Raw genomic sequence first — 12,370 nt, forward strand, 5'->3', positions numbered from 1 at the left:
GGCAGCCGCCCTTTCCACTGACCCAGTGCCTATGCACAAGGAGCCACCATGCGCGCCCTGCTGTTCAGCAGTCAGCACTATGACCAGGAGAGTTTCACCCAGGCCGCCGTGGGCGGCGGCGTGGCACTGCATTTTCAGTCCGCGCGTCTTACGGCCGATACCGCGCCGCTGGCCCAGGACTACGAGGTCGTCTGCGCGTTCATCAACGACGAGCTCGACGCGGCGGTGCTGCAATGCCTGGCGCGCGGTGGTACGCGCCTGGTGGCCTTGCGTTCAGCCGGGTACAACCATGTCGACCTGGCTGCGGCCCAGCGACTGGGAATAGATGTGGTGCGGGTACCGGCCTATTCGCCCCAAGCCGTGGCCGAGCACGCCGTGGCACTGATACTGGCGCTCAATCGGCGCTTGCACCGGGCCTACAACCGCACGCGTGAAGGCGATTTCACCTTGCACGGGCTGACCGGTTTCGACTTGCATGGCAAGACTGTCGGGGTCGTCGGCACCGGCCAGATCGGCGCGGCCTTCGCACGCATCATGGCCGGCTTCGGCTGCCAACTGCTGGCCTACGACCCCTGCCCCGACCCGCAGCTCGAGGCCTTGGGCGCGCGCTACATGAGTTTGCCAGCGTTGCTGAGCCAGGCACGCATCATCAGCCTGCACTGCCCGTTGACGCCAGGCACCCGGCACCTGATCAATGCCCAGAGCCTGGTCCACCTGCAACCTGGCGCCATGCTCATCAACACCGGACGCGGGGCGCTGGTCGATACGCCGGCACTGCTCGATGCGCTCAAGAGCGGCCAGCTGGGCTACCTGGGCCTGGACGTTTACGAAGAAGAAGCCAAAGTGTTCTTCGAAGACCGTTCGGACCTGCCCCTGCAGGACGATGTGCTGGCGCGCCTGCTGACATTCCCGAATGTGATCGTCACGGCCCATCAAGCCTTCCTCACCCATGAGGCCTTGCAGGCCATTGCCCAGACGACGCTTGAGAACATTGCTTGCTGGGCGGCAGGCAGGGCGCAGAACCTGGTGACCGGTTAATGCTAGGATACGCGGCATTTAGGGAGGACCCATGGTCGAACACGATTTTCGCTACACCCTCTTCAACCCGCAGCACACGCTGATCGAGTGCCGAGCCCTGGTGCCCGGCCGTTACCAGGTTACAGGCAACGGTGGCTCGATGCACAAGGGCGACACCCTGCTGGTCACTCTCAAGGGCAGCAAGGACTTGGCCATGCGCCTGACCGTGGACAGCGTCCGCCACCTGATCAACCCGCGCGGACAGTGGGTTGCCGTGGCCAACGGGCCAGTCTTCCATGAACTGGAGATCCTGGCCTGGCAAGTGGCGTGCGACAGCTGCGATGCGGTACTGGACTTCGAATTTGCGGTCGATGCCAAGCTGGGCAAGGCAGCGCGTCAGCCTGCAGCCAGCGCCCGCATCGCCGAACTGGGCTGGGCAAGCCAGGACGCCCGGCACCTCTGCCCCCGTTGCCAGGAGCCTGCACAATGAAAAACCTGCTTACCAGCGCACTGATTGCCACCGGCCTGCTTGGCTGCGCGACCGCCCCTTCGGACCTGCAGCAAGACCGCAGCTACGTACTGGAGTGGATCGGCGAGCGCCCCCTGATCGACAACAGCCACTTGAGCATGACCTTGGGCAGCGACGGGCGCGCCTATGGCAATGCCGGCTGCAATCACTGGTTCGCGGCCTACACCCTCGATGGCGAGCGCTTGAGTTTTGGTAGCGTCGGCAGCACCCGCAAGCTGTGTGCACCGGCTTTGATGGAACAGGAAAAACGCTTCCTGCAGGCCCTTGGCAAAGTCACCCGCTGGGACCTGGCGCCGGATCAGCAATTGCGCTTGTGGCCCACCGACGGCAAGCCGCTGCGCCTGTGGCCTGAAGAGGGCTGAGCGGGCGGGCTGTTGCCCGCGGGGCCTGGCTTGACAGGTCAGCGCCCCGTTCGCTCAGGCCGTGCCAGCGTCACCCCTGTTTCAGGGCCTTGATCTTGGCCTTCAAGCCTTCGAGCGTCTGCTCACCGAGCAATTGCTCACGCACCTTGCCCTTGTCATCAATGATGTAGGTCACCGGCAGCGCCTCGCTGCGGGGCAGGTCATAGCGCTCGGCGGGGTCCTGGGCCAGCACGGTGAAATCGATGCCCAACGTATCGGCCGCCTGCTTGAGGTCCGCGCCTTGCAGGCCATCGAAATTCACCCCCACCACCTTGATGCCGTCAGCGGCCCATTGCTTGGCAGCCGCATTGAGCTCGGGAATTTCGGTACGGCACGGCCCGCACCACTCCGCCCAGTAGTTGAGCACCAGCCAGTGCCCGTCTACCTGTTCGGCCTTTACCGTGTTGCCGTGCTGGTCCACGCCATAATCGGCACCGCAACCACCGAGCAACAGGCTCGCGGTGATGGCCATTACTGCTGCCAGACGCCTTGCCATGGGTCAATCCTTCTCGAGTTTTAGAGCAAATGGGTCAGTCGCTGCGGTTAGAATACCGGTCACACCTTGCTGGATGCGACCCCACATGACTGACCTGACGCTCTATCATAACCCGCGCTGCTCCAAATCCCGCGGCGCGCTGGAACTGCTCGAGGCCCGCGGCCTGGCGCCTACCGTGGTGCGCTACCTGGAAACGCCCCCCGATGTCGCCACGCTCAAGGTGCTGCTGGACAAGCTGGGCATCCCGCCCCGTCAACTGTTGCGTACGGGCGAGGACGACTACGCTCAACTCAATCTGGCCGATCCGACACTCAGCGACGCCCAGCTGATCGACGCCATGGCGACCCACCCCAAGCTGATCGAGCGGCCAATCCTGGTAGCCGGCGACAAGGCCGTGATCGGCCGCCCACCCGAAAATATCCTGGAGATCCTGCCGTGAGCGAACCCTATATCCTGGTGCTCTACTACAGCCGCCATGGCTCGACCAGCGAGATGGCCCGGCACATCGCCCGTGGCATCGAACTGGGCGGCATGGAAGCACGCCTGCGCACCGTACCGGCCGTGTCCAGCGAATGCGAGGCGGTCGCGCCCGACGTGCCGGCCAGTGGCGCGCCCTACGCCACCCTCGACGACCTGCGCCACTGCTCGGGGCTGGCCCTGGGCAGCCCTACCCGCTTCGGCAACATGGCCGCTGCGCTCAAGTACTTCCTGGACGGTACCAGCCCCTTGTGGCTGGGCGGCGAGCTGGTGGGCAAGCCCGCCGGTGTGTTCACCTCCACCGCCAGCCTGCACGGTGGTCAGGAGAGCACCCTGCTGTCGATGATGCTGCCCCTGCTGCACCACGGCATGCTGGTACTGGGCCTGCCCTATAGCGAGTCAGCCCTGATCGAGACCCGTGGCGGCGGCACACCCTACGGGGCGAGCCACCACGCCGGCGCCGATGGCAAGCGCGACCTCGATGAGCACGAAATCGCTTTGTGCCGCGCCCTGGGGCAGCGCCTGGCAACCACGGCCAAAGCCTTGGAGACCACGCGTGGCTAAGGCGCGAAAACCGCTGCCTGCGCAGGCATGGCTAGCACCTCGGGTACGGGTGACCCGGGCGCTGAGCTTGGCGTTCGTGCTGGGCTTGATCGCGCTGCTGGTGGTGAACAACCTGTGGTTCGCCAATCTGCATGGCGCGCGGGTGAGCGTGATCCTGGCCATCGAACTGCTGCCACTGCTGCTGGTACTGCCAGGCATGGTCAGCGCCAGCGCCCGCGCTCATGCCTGGGCCTGTTTCGTGGTCAACATCTACTTCATCAAGGGGGTGGTGGCAGCGTTCGATCCTGCGCGGGCTCTGTTTGGCTGGCTTGAGCTGTTGGTCAGCCTGGGGCTGTTCACGGCCGCGCTGCTGTATGTGCGCTGGAAGTTCCAGTACCAAAGGCGCCTGGCCGGCGAAGGCAACTGATGGGGGGCGGGCCCGCCCCCGCCGGCTCAGTGATTGACGGTATGGGCCAGCATGACCGACAGCTGGCACAACGGTCGGCCGCTTTGTTCGTGCCACTGGTTGAAGGCGTCCTGCACCAGGGCCAGGTCGCGCTGGCTGGTGGGCTTCTTGTCGATGACCTTTTGCGCGATCAGCGCTGCCGCCATATCGTCGGTCGGCACGAAGGTGTCCTTGCCGACCATGCGCAGGAAACGCGGCGCGGACAAACCGCCCAACTGATTACCGTGCTTGGTCAGGTATTTCCATAAACCCACGATATCGGTTACTGGCCAATCGGCGATGAAGTTCCCGAAGCTGCCCCACTGCTTTTCGATATCCAGCACCATCTGGGCGTTGCGTGGCACGCTCTTGAGCTTGCCCAGGTGCCGGATGATGCGGGTGTCCTGCATCAGCCGCTCAAGGTGCTCGGCACTCATCAGCACGACCTTTTCCGGGTCGAAGCCGAAGAACACCTGCTCGAACGCCGGCCACTTGGCGTCCACCAGGCTGTGCTTGAGCCCGGCGCGAAATACGCGCAGGGCAAGGGTCGACAAGTAGCGATCAGCGCTGGTCGCCCGTAGCTGCTCCGAGCTGCGAGGTTGCGGCAGGGCCGCCTCCAGGGCGCGGGCAGAGCCGAAGCGGTTCAGGCAGAACTCGTGCAGCCACTGATAGTCACGCATGGGTCAGATGTTCACCACGTCAAGAAAGCGCGGGGTGGCGTTTTCATCGATCGTCAGGCTGGTGAAATCGAAGAGGTTGCGGTCGGCCAGCTGCGACGGTGCGACATTCTGCAAAGCGCGGAAAATGCTTTCGGTCCGGCCTGGGTGCTTGCGCTCCCATTCGACCAGCATGTCCTTGACCACCTGACGCTGCAGGTTTTCCTGCGAGCCGCACAGGTTGCAGGGGATGATCGGGAACGCCTTCATGTCCGAGTACGCCTGGATATCCTTCTCGCTGCAGTAGGCCAGCGGACGGATCACCACGTTACGGCCGTCGTCGGCGCGCAGTTTTGGCGGCATGCCTTTGAGGGCACCGTTGAAGAACATGTTGAGGAAGAATGTTTCGACGATGTCGTCACGGTGATGACCCAGGGCCATCTTGGTGGCACCGATTTCATCAGCGAAGGTGTACAAGGTGCCGCGGCGTAGGCGCGAGCAGAGCGAGCAGGTGGTCTTGCCTTCCGGGACCAGTTCCTTGACCACCGAGTAGGTGTCCTTTTCGACGATGTGGTACTCGACACCCAGTTCCTTGAGGTAGGCCGGCAGCACGTGCTCCGGAAAGCCTGGCTGCTTCTGGTCCATGTTCACCGCCACGATCTGGAACGAGATCGGCGCCACCTTCTGCAGGTGCAACAGAACATCGAGCATGGTGTAGCTGTCCTTGCCGCCGGACAGGCAGACCATGACCTTGTCGCCATCCTCGATCATGTTGTAGTCGGTGATGGCTTCGCCAGCGAGACGACGCAGGCGTTTTTGCAATTTGTTCTGGTTGACCGAAAGGGTGCCCATAGCGCTTGAATCCGCGAGGTGTGACAAAAGCCGGCTATTTTACGCACAATTGCAGCAGGGCTGTAGGCATTCCGACAAAGACTTCAGGGCGATCACGCTCAAATAACCCATCGTGTGACCAATGGCTGGGTGAGTGCACGGCCGCTGCGGCATAATGGCCGCCAGAGGATTCATTGCCCCATGCCCGAACTGCTCATCCAACGCGTCGAAATCTGCTATCAGCAGGCCGAGCGCTTTTTTGATCGCGCCTTCCCCCGCCCGCAGGTCAGTTTCAAGCTGCGCGGGCAAAAAGCCGGGGTGGCCCACCTGCACGAAAACAAGCTGCGTTTCAACCTGCAGCTATACCGCGAGAACCACGAAGACTTCCTGCGCCAGACCGTAGCGCACGAGGTCGCCCACCTGGTCGCTCACCAGGTCTTTGGTGACGGTATCCAGGCCCACGGCCAGGAGTGGCAGTTGATCATGCGCGGCGTCTACGAACTGCCGCCGGCGCGCTGCCACAACTACGCCGTCAAGCGCCGCGCGGTGACCCGCTACCTCTACCGCTGCCCCTGTCCGCAAAGTGAGTTTGCGTTCACGGCGCAGCGGCACGCATTGGTGGGCCAAGGCCGGCGGTACCTGTGCAAACGTTGCAGGCAACTGCTGGTCTACAGCGGCCAGACGCGGGTCGAATAGCGGGCTTGGTCACGAAACAGGCAAAAAAAACGATCCGTTGACGTGGGGTCAACGGATCGTCTGGTCATGCTGGGCGCGTCTTTATTTCTCGACGAACGCCCGCTCGATCAGGTAATCGCCCGGCTCGCGCATGCGTGGGGAGATTTTCAGGCCGAAGCTGTCCAGCACTTCGCTGGTCTCATCGAGCATGCTCGGGCTGCCGCAAATCATCGCGCGGTCATCCTGCGGGTTGATCGGCGGCAGGCCGATGTCGCTGAACAACTTGCCGCTGCGCATCAGGTCGGTCAGGCGGCCCTGGTTCTCGAAAGGCTCGCGGGTGACGGTCGGGTAATAGATCAGCTTTTCGCGTACGGCTTCGCCGAAGAATTCGTTCTGCGGCAGGTGCTCGGTGATGAACTCGCGGTAAGCCACTTCGTTCACGTAGCGCACGCCGTGGACCAGGATCACCTTCTCGAAACGCTCGTAGGTTTCCGGGTCCTGGATCACACTCATGAACGGCGCCAGGCCAGTACCGGTGCTGAGCAGGTACAAGTGCTTGCCGGGGTTGAGGTCGTCGAGCACCAGCGTACCGGTAGGCTTCTTGCTGATGATGATCTCATCGCCTTCCTTCAGGTGCTGCAGCTGCGAGGTCAGCGGGCCGTCGGGCACCTTGATGCTGAAGAACTCCAGGTGTTCTTCCCAGTTCGGCGAAGCGATGGAGTAGGCGCGCATGAGCGGACGGCCGGAGTCCTGCTGCAGGCCGATCATCACGAACTGACCGTTCTCGAAGCGCAGCCCCGGATCACGGGTGCACTTGAAGCTGAACAGCGTGTCGTTCCAGTGGTGCACACTGAGGACACGTTCGTGGTTCATGTTGCTCATCTAATGGGGCTCCTGAAGAAAGTCGCAGCGCGCAAAAGGCGCAGAGTTGCGCGATAGTTTAGGGGCAGCGACAATATCTGTTAACTGGATTATCAAGATATGTGTTATCGGTTATATCGATATGCGATTCACACTACGTCAACTTCAGGTCTTCGTGGCCGTCGCCCAGCACCAGAGCGTTTCACGCGCTGCAAGTGTGCTTGCGCTGTCGCAATCGGCTGCCAGCACCTCCATCACCGAGCTTGAACGCCAGAGCAGCTGCCAGTTGTTCGACCGGGCGGGCAAGCGCCTGAGCCTCAACGCCTTGGGTCATCAGTTGCTGCCACAAGCCGTGGCACTCCTGGACCAGGCCAAGGAAATCGAGGACCTGCTCAACGGCAAATCAGGGTTCGGCTCCCTCGTGGTGGGCGCCACGCTCACCATTGGCAACTACCTGGCAACCCTTCTGATCGGCAGCTTCATGCAGCGACACCCCGAAAGCCAGGTGAAGCTGCACGTACAAAATACTGTGCATATCGTGCAACAGGTGGCACACCACGAAATTGACCTGGGTCTGATCGAAGGTGATTGCAATCATCCGGACCTTGAGGTGCAGCCTTGGGTGGCGGATGAACTGGTAGTGTTCTGCGCCCCCCAACATGCACTGGCCAAGCAGGGCCGCGCCGACATCGCCACGCTGGCCCGTGAGGCGTGGATCCTGCGCGAGCAAGGCTCGGGCACGCGCCTGACGTTCGACCAGGCCATGCGCCACCACCGCGCACAGCTGGACATCCGCCTGGAACTGGAGCACACCGAGGCCATCAAGCGCGCCGTGGAATCGGGCCTGGGCATCGGATGCATCTCACGCCTGGCCCTGCGCGATGCCTTTCGCCGTGGCAGCCTGGTGGCAGTGGAAACACCCGAGCTGGACTTGATGCGCCAGTTCTACTTCATCTGGCACAAGCAGAAATACCAGACCTCGGCGATGCGCGAGTTTCTGGAACTCTGTCGCCACTTCACCGCTGGCGTCACGCGCAGCGACGAGATCGTGCTGCCGCCTATAGCCTGAGCCGTGCAGGCGCAGCGCCCCGCGTTGTAGCCCTACAGAAGGATCACGCCCCACACGATCGCGACCATGCACAACGACACCAACTGGGCAGCGCTGCCCATGTCCTTGGCGTTCTTGGACAAAGGGTGGCGTTCGAGGGAAATGCGATCGATCGCCGCCTCCACCGCCGAATTGAACAGCTCGACAATCAGGCCAAGCAGGCACACCGCGATCATGATCGCCCGCTCCGCACGGCTTACCGGCAACCAGAAGGCAACAGGCACCAGCACGATGTTGAGCAGTACCAGCTGGCGGAATGCAGCCTCGCCCTTGAAGGCGGCGCGCAGCCCGTCCAGGGAATAGCCCGCGGCGTTGAGGATTCGTTTCAGACCAGTCTGGCCCTTGAAAGGTGATGGCGTCATGGGGTTCGCTTAGCTACGAAAGGGCCGGCAGACTAGGCTGGCAAGGGTCAAAAAAGCGTGAAGGCCTGGGTAATCAGGTGCTAGCAACCGATTCAAGTTGTTGCAGCAACAAAGCGGCCTGGGTGCGCGTGCGCACACCCAGCTTGCGGAAAATGGCCGTCACATGGGCCTTGATGGTGGCTTCGGACACACTCAGCTCGTAGGCGATCTGCTTGTTCAGCAAGCCCTCGCAGACCATCGTCAGTACCCGGAACTGCTGCGGCGTCAGGCTGGCGAGCCCTTCGCTGGCAGCCCTCGCTTCAGCAGGCACATCGACCTTCTCGAACGCCTGTGGTGGCCACCACACTTCGCCATCGAGCACTTTGCGCACCGCATCCTGAATCACTTCGAGGGTGCTCGACTTGGGAATGAACCCGCTGGCGCCGAACTCGCGGGACTTGACCACGACCGCAGCCTCCTCCTGCGCCGAGACCATCACCACCGGTATCTGCGGGTACTGCCCGCGCAGCAGGACCAAGCCGGAAAAACCGTAGGCACCTGGCATGTTCAGGTCGAGCAGCACCAGGTCCCAGTCTGCCTTTTCGCTCAGGCGGTTCTCCAGCTCTGCAATACTTGCCACTTCCACCAGACGCACGTCCGGGCCCATGCCCAGGGTGACGGCCTGGCGCAGTGCACCGCGAAACAGCGGGTGGTCATCGGCAATCAGGATTTCGTATGTGGCCATCGATCTAAGGATCCTGTTCTGTACCAGGGGCCCGTCGGCACGGGCGCACTGGCGGGAATCGGCGCCAAGGATGCCGAGCGGCGACGGCATAGGTCAAGCCAGCCTGCCAGTCGCTCAATCCGCCTTGGCGGCATCCCGGTCATTATGAACCAAAGCCGGTAGGCTGCCCCTTGGACTATAGGAAGGTATGCAGGCGCTGGTGAACAGCATCCTGTTCATCCAGGGGCAGGCGGCTTTTGCCACTGAGGTAGTGCAAGCTGAAGACGTCCAGGTAGGCGTCCAGCGCCTGTGAGGCGAGGTGATCCCCGGCCAGGTCCAGGCACATGGCGGCCACTTCCGCCGTACAGAAATGGTCATCGCGCCGCGAGCGGCGCAGCCGGTAGCGTGACATCTGCTCGGGCTGCAGGCTCAACACCGGAAAACGCTCCAGGTAGGGGCTTTTGCGAAACATCTTGCGCGCTTCGGTCCAGGTGGCGTCGAGCAGGATGAACAGTGGCCGCTTGCCAGGCGAGCGCACCACGTCCGTCACGACGCGCTCCGGCGCCACGAATTCACCCGGGAACACGATGTACGGCTGCCATTGCGGGTCATCGAGCAACGCCAACAAGCCCTCGTCCACCGAGGTGCGCAGCCAGCCAAAGGCGGATGTGTCTTCGATCAGGTCAGCGATGAGCCAGCCGGTATTGGTTGGCTTCAGCGGCTCGGTATCGTGCATCAAAAGGCAGATGCCCGACTCGGCACTGACGTTGGGTTTCCAGTCACACAGGCAATGCGTGGCAATAACCCGGCAACCTGGGCAACGCTCGGCCCGGGAGCCGCGTGCGATAAAGGGTTTGTTGCTGCGCGCCAGGCGTTCGGCGCGCAGCCGCGCGACGGCATGGCTCATGCCGGCACGCATTGCAGAAAAAAGGTGGCAGTCACTGCAGTGGCTCGATTGAAAACGGCTGGCAGTTTACCAGAATGCCGGCCATTTGCTGTGCAGACGACCGGAGCGCCCCTATACTCGCGATTTCAAGCGCCACGCGGGCGGCAGCGATGAGGGAACGCCGTCTGCCTACGCCTGTCCAAGCGCCAGTCACCGAACCAGGAGAGATCCATGCTGCGCCTTATCGCCCCCGCCCTGAGCTTGTTGCTCGCACTGCCACTTGCAGCCCAGGCGGCTTCCAAGCAGGACTATGACCTGAACACGATGCTGCAGAAGGTTGCCAAGGAAAGCAGCGTTGGCACACCCCGCGCCATCAACGAAGACATTCTCGACCAAGGCTATACGGTCGAAGGCAAGGCCCTGATCAACCACCTCAGCGTACGCGCTGACCATGCTGCGCGCATGCAGGCCAACCCTGAGCAGGTGCGCAGCCAGTTGGGCGACAGCGTTTGCCGCAACACCGGGTTCCGCAACCTGATGTCCAAAGGCGCAGTGATGGTGTACCGCTTCACGGTCTACAAGACCAATCAGCCGTTGATGGATCAGGCCTTCGACAGCGCTAGCTGCGTTGCCGGTAACAAGAAGAAGTAAAGTTTCGAATACCGCTCAAGCCCCGTCCGGGCGCCCCTCCATGCGCCCGACACCCTTATACGGGCTGGGCGTGCCCCGTGCTATAGGGCTAGATTGATAAGGAGCAGAAGGAGAAGTTGCATGCCCTATCAATCGAATGAACTGCTTTCCAGCCACTTCCGCGATCATGACATCGACCTGAGCTACATCGACGCCCAACTCGAACGCGTAGCCCCCGATAGCCCCAACCTGCCCCTCTATCGCGACATGATGCTGACGATCCTGCGCATGGCCCACGACGACGCCGACCGCTGGAGCACCAAGATCACCCTGCAAGCGCTGCGCGAACTCGACCAGTCCTTTCGCGCACTGCGTCGCCACAAGCACCGCCGTAAGGTCACTGTGTTCGGCTCGGCGCGTACGCCGCTGGAGCACCCCATGTATGCCCTGGCCCGTGAGCTGGGTGCTGCGCTGGGCCGCTCGGACTTGATGGTCATCACCGGTGGCGGCGGCGGTATCATGGCCGCCGCCCATGAAGGCTCCGGCGCCGACAACAGCCTTGGCTTCAACATCACCCTGCCCTTCGAACAACATGCCAACCCAACCATAGAAGGCACCGACAAGCTGCTGTCGTTTCACTTCTTCTTCATTCGCAAGCTGTTCTTCGTCAAGGAAGCGGACGCGCTGGTGTTGTGCCCCGGAGGGTTCGGTACGCTCGATGAAGCACTGGAAGTGCTGACGCTTATCCAGACGGGTAAGAGCCCCCTGGTACCGGTGGTACTGCTGGACTCACCGCAGGGTACCTTCTGGCAGGACTGCCTGGCGTTCATTCGCCACCAGCTGCAGGACAATCGCTACATCCTGCCAGGCGACCTTAAGCTGCTGCGCCTGGTGCACAGTGCCGAGGAAGCTGTTGAGGAAATCAATCGGTTCTACCAAAACTACCACTCCAGCCGCTGGCTGAAACGCCAGTTCGTCCTGCGCATGCACCGGCCACTCGCACCCGAAGCGTTACAGGCGATTGACGAGCAATTTGCCGATCTCTGCCTAAGCGGCAGCTTCGAGCAAACGCCTGACAGCAACGTCGAAAACGAAACCGGGGATTTTGGGCATCTGACACGCCTGTGCTTCGCTTTTACCGGCCGCGATCAAGGCCGACTGCGAGAGCTGGTGGACTTCATCAATCTGCCGCAACATTGGGCTGTTGCGCCGTCAGCCTGCCATGAACAGCACTTGCCGGATCTCTCTTAGGCGCAGGCAGTGGGTTCAATCGTCCCAGCCTCGCCCGCTGAGCAGCTTTCCAATCATATCCATGGGGAAACCACGATAAGCGAGAAAGCGCATTTGCTGCGCACGCGCCTTGGGATCCTCAGGGCGTTGCCCGGCATATTTGCGCTGCCATACTTCATACAGGCGCTCGCCCCAGTCGATATGACTCTCGCGAAGCGCTGCATCGATATCACCACGCGCCAAGCCGCGCTGCCCGAGCTCCTCACGGATTCGGGCAGGGCCATAACCAGAATTGGATCGATAACGAATGAAGCTTTCCAGATAGCGAGCTTCACTCAGCAAACCTTCTTCGCTCAGCCGATCAAGCTCATGCTCGATCAGCGTCTGCAAAGCCCCGCGCTGAAGTAACTTGCGGGTCAATTCCACGCGACCATGCTCACGTCGCGCAAGCAGGTCCATGGCTGCCCGCCGAATGGCGACGGGGGTGTCGAGTACGGCAGGCATGTTCAGCTAAGGTCGC

Annotated in this window: 18 protein-coding genes; 10 read left to right on the plus strand and 8 right to left on the minus strand. The window is 62.2% G+C overall.

All coding sequences use genetic code 11. From position 1 onward, the window contains the following. Positions 1–48 precede the first annotated feature (48 nt). Genes ACF8R3_RS04410 through ACF8R3_RS04420 form a run of 3 tightly spaced genes read left to right on the plus strand, consistent with a single transcriptional unit; the run spans position 49 to position 1,908 of the window. Entirely contained in the window at positions 49–1,038 is a 990-nt protein-coding gene (locus tag ACF8R3_RS04410) for a 2-hydroxyacid dehydrogenase (protein ID WP_078478971.1), read from the plus strand. Between the two features lie 31 nt (positions 1,039–1,069). Next, positions 1,070–1,507: a hypothetical protein gene (locus tag ACF8R3_RS04415; protein ID WP_078478972.1), complete on the plus strand. Its 438-nt coding sequence runs from the start codon at positions 1,070–1,072 to the stop codon at positions 1,505–1,507. Beyond that, positions 1,504–1,908 carry an META domain-containing protein gene (locus tag ACF8R3_RS04420; RefSeq protein WP_058605340.1) on the plus strand — a complete coding sequence of 135 codons (405 nt, stop codon included), beginning with the start codon at positions 1,504–1,506 and terminating at the stop codon, positions 1,906–1,908. Before ACF8R3_RS04415 ends, ACF8R3_RS04420 begins: the two co-directional genes overlap by 4 nt. 70 nt (positions 1,909–1,978) lie before the next feature. On the opposite strand, the gene ACF8R3_RS04425 is transcribed toward ACF8R3_RS04420, so the two are convergent. Continuing rightward, positions 1,979–2,443 (minus strand): TlpA disulfide reductase family protein, encoded by a 465-nt coding sequence (locus tag ACF8R3_RS04425; protein ID WP_058639498.1) that lies wholly within the window; start codon positions 2,441–2,443, stop codon positions 1,979–1,981. A gap of 85 nt (positions 2,444–2,528) precedes the next feature. On the opposite strand from ACF8R3_RS04425, the gene arsC reads away from it, so the two are divergent. From arsC to ACF8R3_RS04440, 3 genes are read left to right on the plus strand one after another with little or no spacing between them, the layout of a single operon-like run. Continuing rightward, a complete protein-coding gene (arsC, locus tag ACF8R3_RS04430) occupies positions 2,529–2,882 on the plus strand; it encodes an arsenate reductase (glutaredoxin) (protein WP_058639499.1) in 354 nt (117 codons plus the stop codon). After that, positions 2,879–3,484 carry an NAD(P)H:quinone oxidoreductase gene (gene wrbA / locus ACF8R3_RS04435; RefSeq protein ID WP_058639500.1) on the plus strand — a complete coding sequence of 202 codons (606 nt, stop codon included), beginning with the start codon at positions 2,879–2,881 and terminating at the stop codon, positions 3,482–3,484. The genes arsC and wrbA overlap by 4 nt, the downstream gene beginning before the upstream one ends. After that, positions 3,477–3,890: a DUF2069 domain-containing protein gene (locus tag ACF8R3_RS04440; RefSeq protein WP_058639501.1), complete on the plus strand. Its 414-nt coding sequence runs from the start codon at positions 3,477–3,479 to the stop codon at positions 3,888–3,890. Before wrbA ends, ACF8R3_RS04440 begins: the two co-directional genes overlap by 8 nt. A gap of 26 nt (positions 3,891–3,916) precedes the next feature. Here the strand turns inward: ACF8R3_RS04440 and ACF8R3_RS04445 are convergent, their stop codons facing one another. Continuing rightward, on the minus strand, positions 3,917–4,588 hold the full coding sequence (locus ACF8R3_RS04445; RefSeq protein ID WP_078478973.1) for a DNA-3-methyladenine glycosylase I: 672 nt from the start codon (positions 4,586–4,588) through the stop codon (positions 3,917–3,919). A gap of 3 nt (positions 4,589–4,591) precedes the next feature. Then, positions 4,592–5,416, minus strand: coding sequence for a tRNA 2-thiocytidine(32) synthetase TtcA (gene ttcA, locus ACF8R3_RS04450; protein ID WP_023534071.1), 825 nt, complete (start codon positions 5,414–5,416; stop codon positions 4,592–4,594). Positions 5,417–5,584: 168 nt separating this feature from the next. Between ttcA and ACF8R3_RS04455 the strand changes: the two genes are divergently transcribed. Further along, entirely contained in the window at positions 5,585–6,091 is a 507-nt protein-coding gene (locus tag ACF8R3_RS04455) for a SprT family zinc-dependent metalloprotease (RefSeq protein WP_256674258.1), read from the plus strand. A gap of 81 nt (positions 6,092–6,172) precedes the next feature. On the opposite strand, the gene fpr is transcribed toward ACF8R3_RS04455, so the two are convergent. Next, positions 6,173–6,952, minus strand: a complete 780-nt coding sequence (fpr, locus tag ACF8R3_RS04460; protein ID WP_028635022.1) for a ferredoxin-NADP reductase — start codon at positions 6,950–6,952, stop codon at positions 6,173–6,175. Between the two features lie 121 nt (positions 6,953–7,073). Between fpr and ACF8R3_RS04465 the strand changes: the two genes are divergently transcribed. Beyond that, complete coding sequence (locus ACF8R3_RS04465) at positions 7,074–8,000, plus strand: LysR family transcriptional regulator (protein WP_058639504.1); 927 nt, start codon at positions 7,074–7,076, stop codon at positions 7,998–8,000. 32 nt (positions 8,001–8,032) lie between these two features. Here the strand turns inward: ACF8R3_RS04465 and ACF8R3_RS04470 are convergent, their stop codons facing one another. The 3 genes from ACF8R3_RS04470 to ACF8R3_RS04480 all read right to left on the minus strand — a co-directional run bounded on the left by ACF8R3_RS04470 (position 8,033) and on the right by ACF8R3_RS04480 (position 10,011). Next, entirely contained in the window at positions 8,033–8,401 is a 369-nt protein-coding gene (locus ACF8R3_RS04470) for a diacylglycerol kinase (RefSeq protein WP_058605332.1), read from the minus strand. A 73-nt stretch (positions 8,402–8,474) separates the two neighbouring features. Then, entirely contained in the window at positions 8,475–9,125 is a 651-nt protein-coding gene (gene erdR / locus ACF8R3_RS04475; protein ID WP_058605331.1) for a response regulator transcription factor ErdR, read from the minus strand. 175 nt (positions 9,126–9,300) lie between these two features. After that, on the minus strand, positions 9,301–10,011 hold the full coding sequence (locus tag ACF8R3_RS04480; protein WP_392515042.1) for a tRNA-uridine aminocarboxypropyltransferase: 711 nt from the start codon (positions 10,009–10,011) through the stop codon (positions 9,301–9,303). A gap of 210 nt (positions 10,012–10,221) precedes the next feature. Between ACF8R3_RS04480 and ACF8R3_RS04485 the strand changes: the two genes are divergently transcribed. Both ACF8R3_RS04485 and ACF8R3_RS04490 read left to right on the plus strand, forming a co-directional pair. Then, entirely contained in the window at positions 10,222–10,641 is a 420-nt protein-coding gene (locus tag ACF8R3_RS04485) for a quorum-sensing-regulated virulence factor family protein (RefSeq protein WP_058605329.1), read from the plus strand. Between the two features lie 120 nt (positions 10,642–10,761). After that, positions 10,762–11,871 carry a TIGR00730 family Rossman fold protein gene (locus ACF8R3_RS04490; protein WP_392515044.1) on the plus strand — a complete coding sequence of 370 codons (1,110 nt, stop codon included), beginning with the start codon at positions 10,762–10,764 and terminating at the stop codon, positions 11,869–11,871. A 15-nt stretch (positions 11,872–11,886) separates the two neighbouring features. On the opposite strand, the gene recX is transcribed toward ACF8R3_RS04490, so the two are convergent. Further along, entirely contained in the window at positions 11,887–12,354 is a 468-nt protein-coding gene (gene recX / locus ACF8R3_RS04495; RefSeq protein ID WP_078478976.1) for a recombination regulator RecX, read from the minus strand. Positions 12,355–12,370 lie beyond the last annotated feature (16 nt).

This window comes from Pseudomonas sp. FYR_7, from assembly GCF_043106155.1.
GTDB lineage: Bacteria > Pseudomonadota > Gammaproteobacteria > Pseudomonadales > Pseudomonadaceae > Aquipseudomonas > Aquipseudomonas parafulva_B.

What these genes read in the sequence shown, in the direction of transcription:
- ACF8R3_RS04445 (WP_078478973.1), bottom strand. Translation starts at nt 4,588, where the DNA reads ATGCGTGACTATCAGTGGCTGCACGAGTTCTGCCTGAACCGCTTCGGC.
- ACF8R3_RS04470 (WP_058605332.1), bottom strand. Translation starts at nt 8,401, where the DNA reads ATGACGCCATCACCTTTCAAGGGCCAGACTGGTCTGAAACGAATCCTC.
- arsC (WP_058639499.1), top strand. Translation starts at nt 2,529, where the DNA reads ATGACTGACCTGACGCTCTATCATAACCCGCGCTGCTCCAAATCCCGC.
- fpr (WP_028635022.1), bottom strand. Translation starts at nt 6,952, where the DNA reads ATGAGCAACATGAACCACGAACGTGTCCTCAGTGTGCACCACTGGAAC.
- ACF8R3_RS04480 (WP_392515042.1), bottom strand. Translation starts at nt 10,011, where the DNA reads ATGAGCCATGCCGTCGCGCGGCTGCGCGCCGAACGCCTGGCGCGCAGC.
- ACF8R3_RS04425 (WP_058639498.1), bottom strand. Translation starts at nt 2,443, where the DNA reads ATGGCAAGGCGTCTGGCAGCAGTAATGGCCATCACCGCGAGCCTGTTG.
- ACF8R3_RS04485 (WP_058605329.1), top strand. Translation starts at nt 10,222, where the DNA reads ATGCTGCGCCTTATCGCCCCCGCCCTGAGCTTGTTGCTCGCACTGCCA.
- ACF8R3_RS04490 (WP_392515044.1), top strand. Translation starts at nt 10,762, where the DNA reads ATGCCCTATCAATCGAATGAACTGCTTTCCAGCCACTTCCGCGATCAT.
- ACF8R3_RS04465 (WP_058639504.1), top strand. Translation starts at nt 7,074, where the DNA reads ATGCGATTCACACTACGTCAACTTCAGGTCTTCGTGGCCGTCGCCCAG.
- erdR (WP_058605331.1), bottom strand. Translation starts at nt 9,125, where the DNA reads ATGGCCACATACGAAATCCTGATTGCCGATGACCACCCGCTGTTTCGC.
- ACF8R3_RS04415 (WP_078478972.1), top strand. Translation starts at nt 1,070, where the DNA reads ATGGTCGAACACGATTTTCGCTACACCCTCTTCAACCCGCAGCACACG.
- recX (WP_078478976.1), bottom strand. Translation starts at nt 12,354, where the DNA reads ATGCCTGCCGTACTCGACACCCCCGTCGCCATTCGGCGGGCAGCCATG.
- ACF8R3_RS04410 (WP_078478971.1), top strand. Translation starts at nt 49, where the DNA reads ATGCGCGCCCTGCTGTTCAGCAGTCAGCACTATGACCAGGAGAGTTTC.
- ACF8R3_RS04420 (WP_058605340.1), top strand. Translation starts at nt 1,504, where the DNA reads ATGAAAAACCTGCTTACCAGCGCACTGATTGCCACCGGCCTGCTTGGC.
- ttcA (WP_023534071.1), bottom strand. Translation starts at nt 5,416, where the DNA reads ATGGGCACCCTTTCGGTCAACCAGAACAAATTGCAAAAACGCCTGCGT.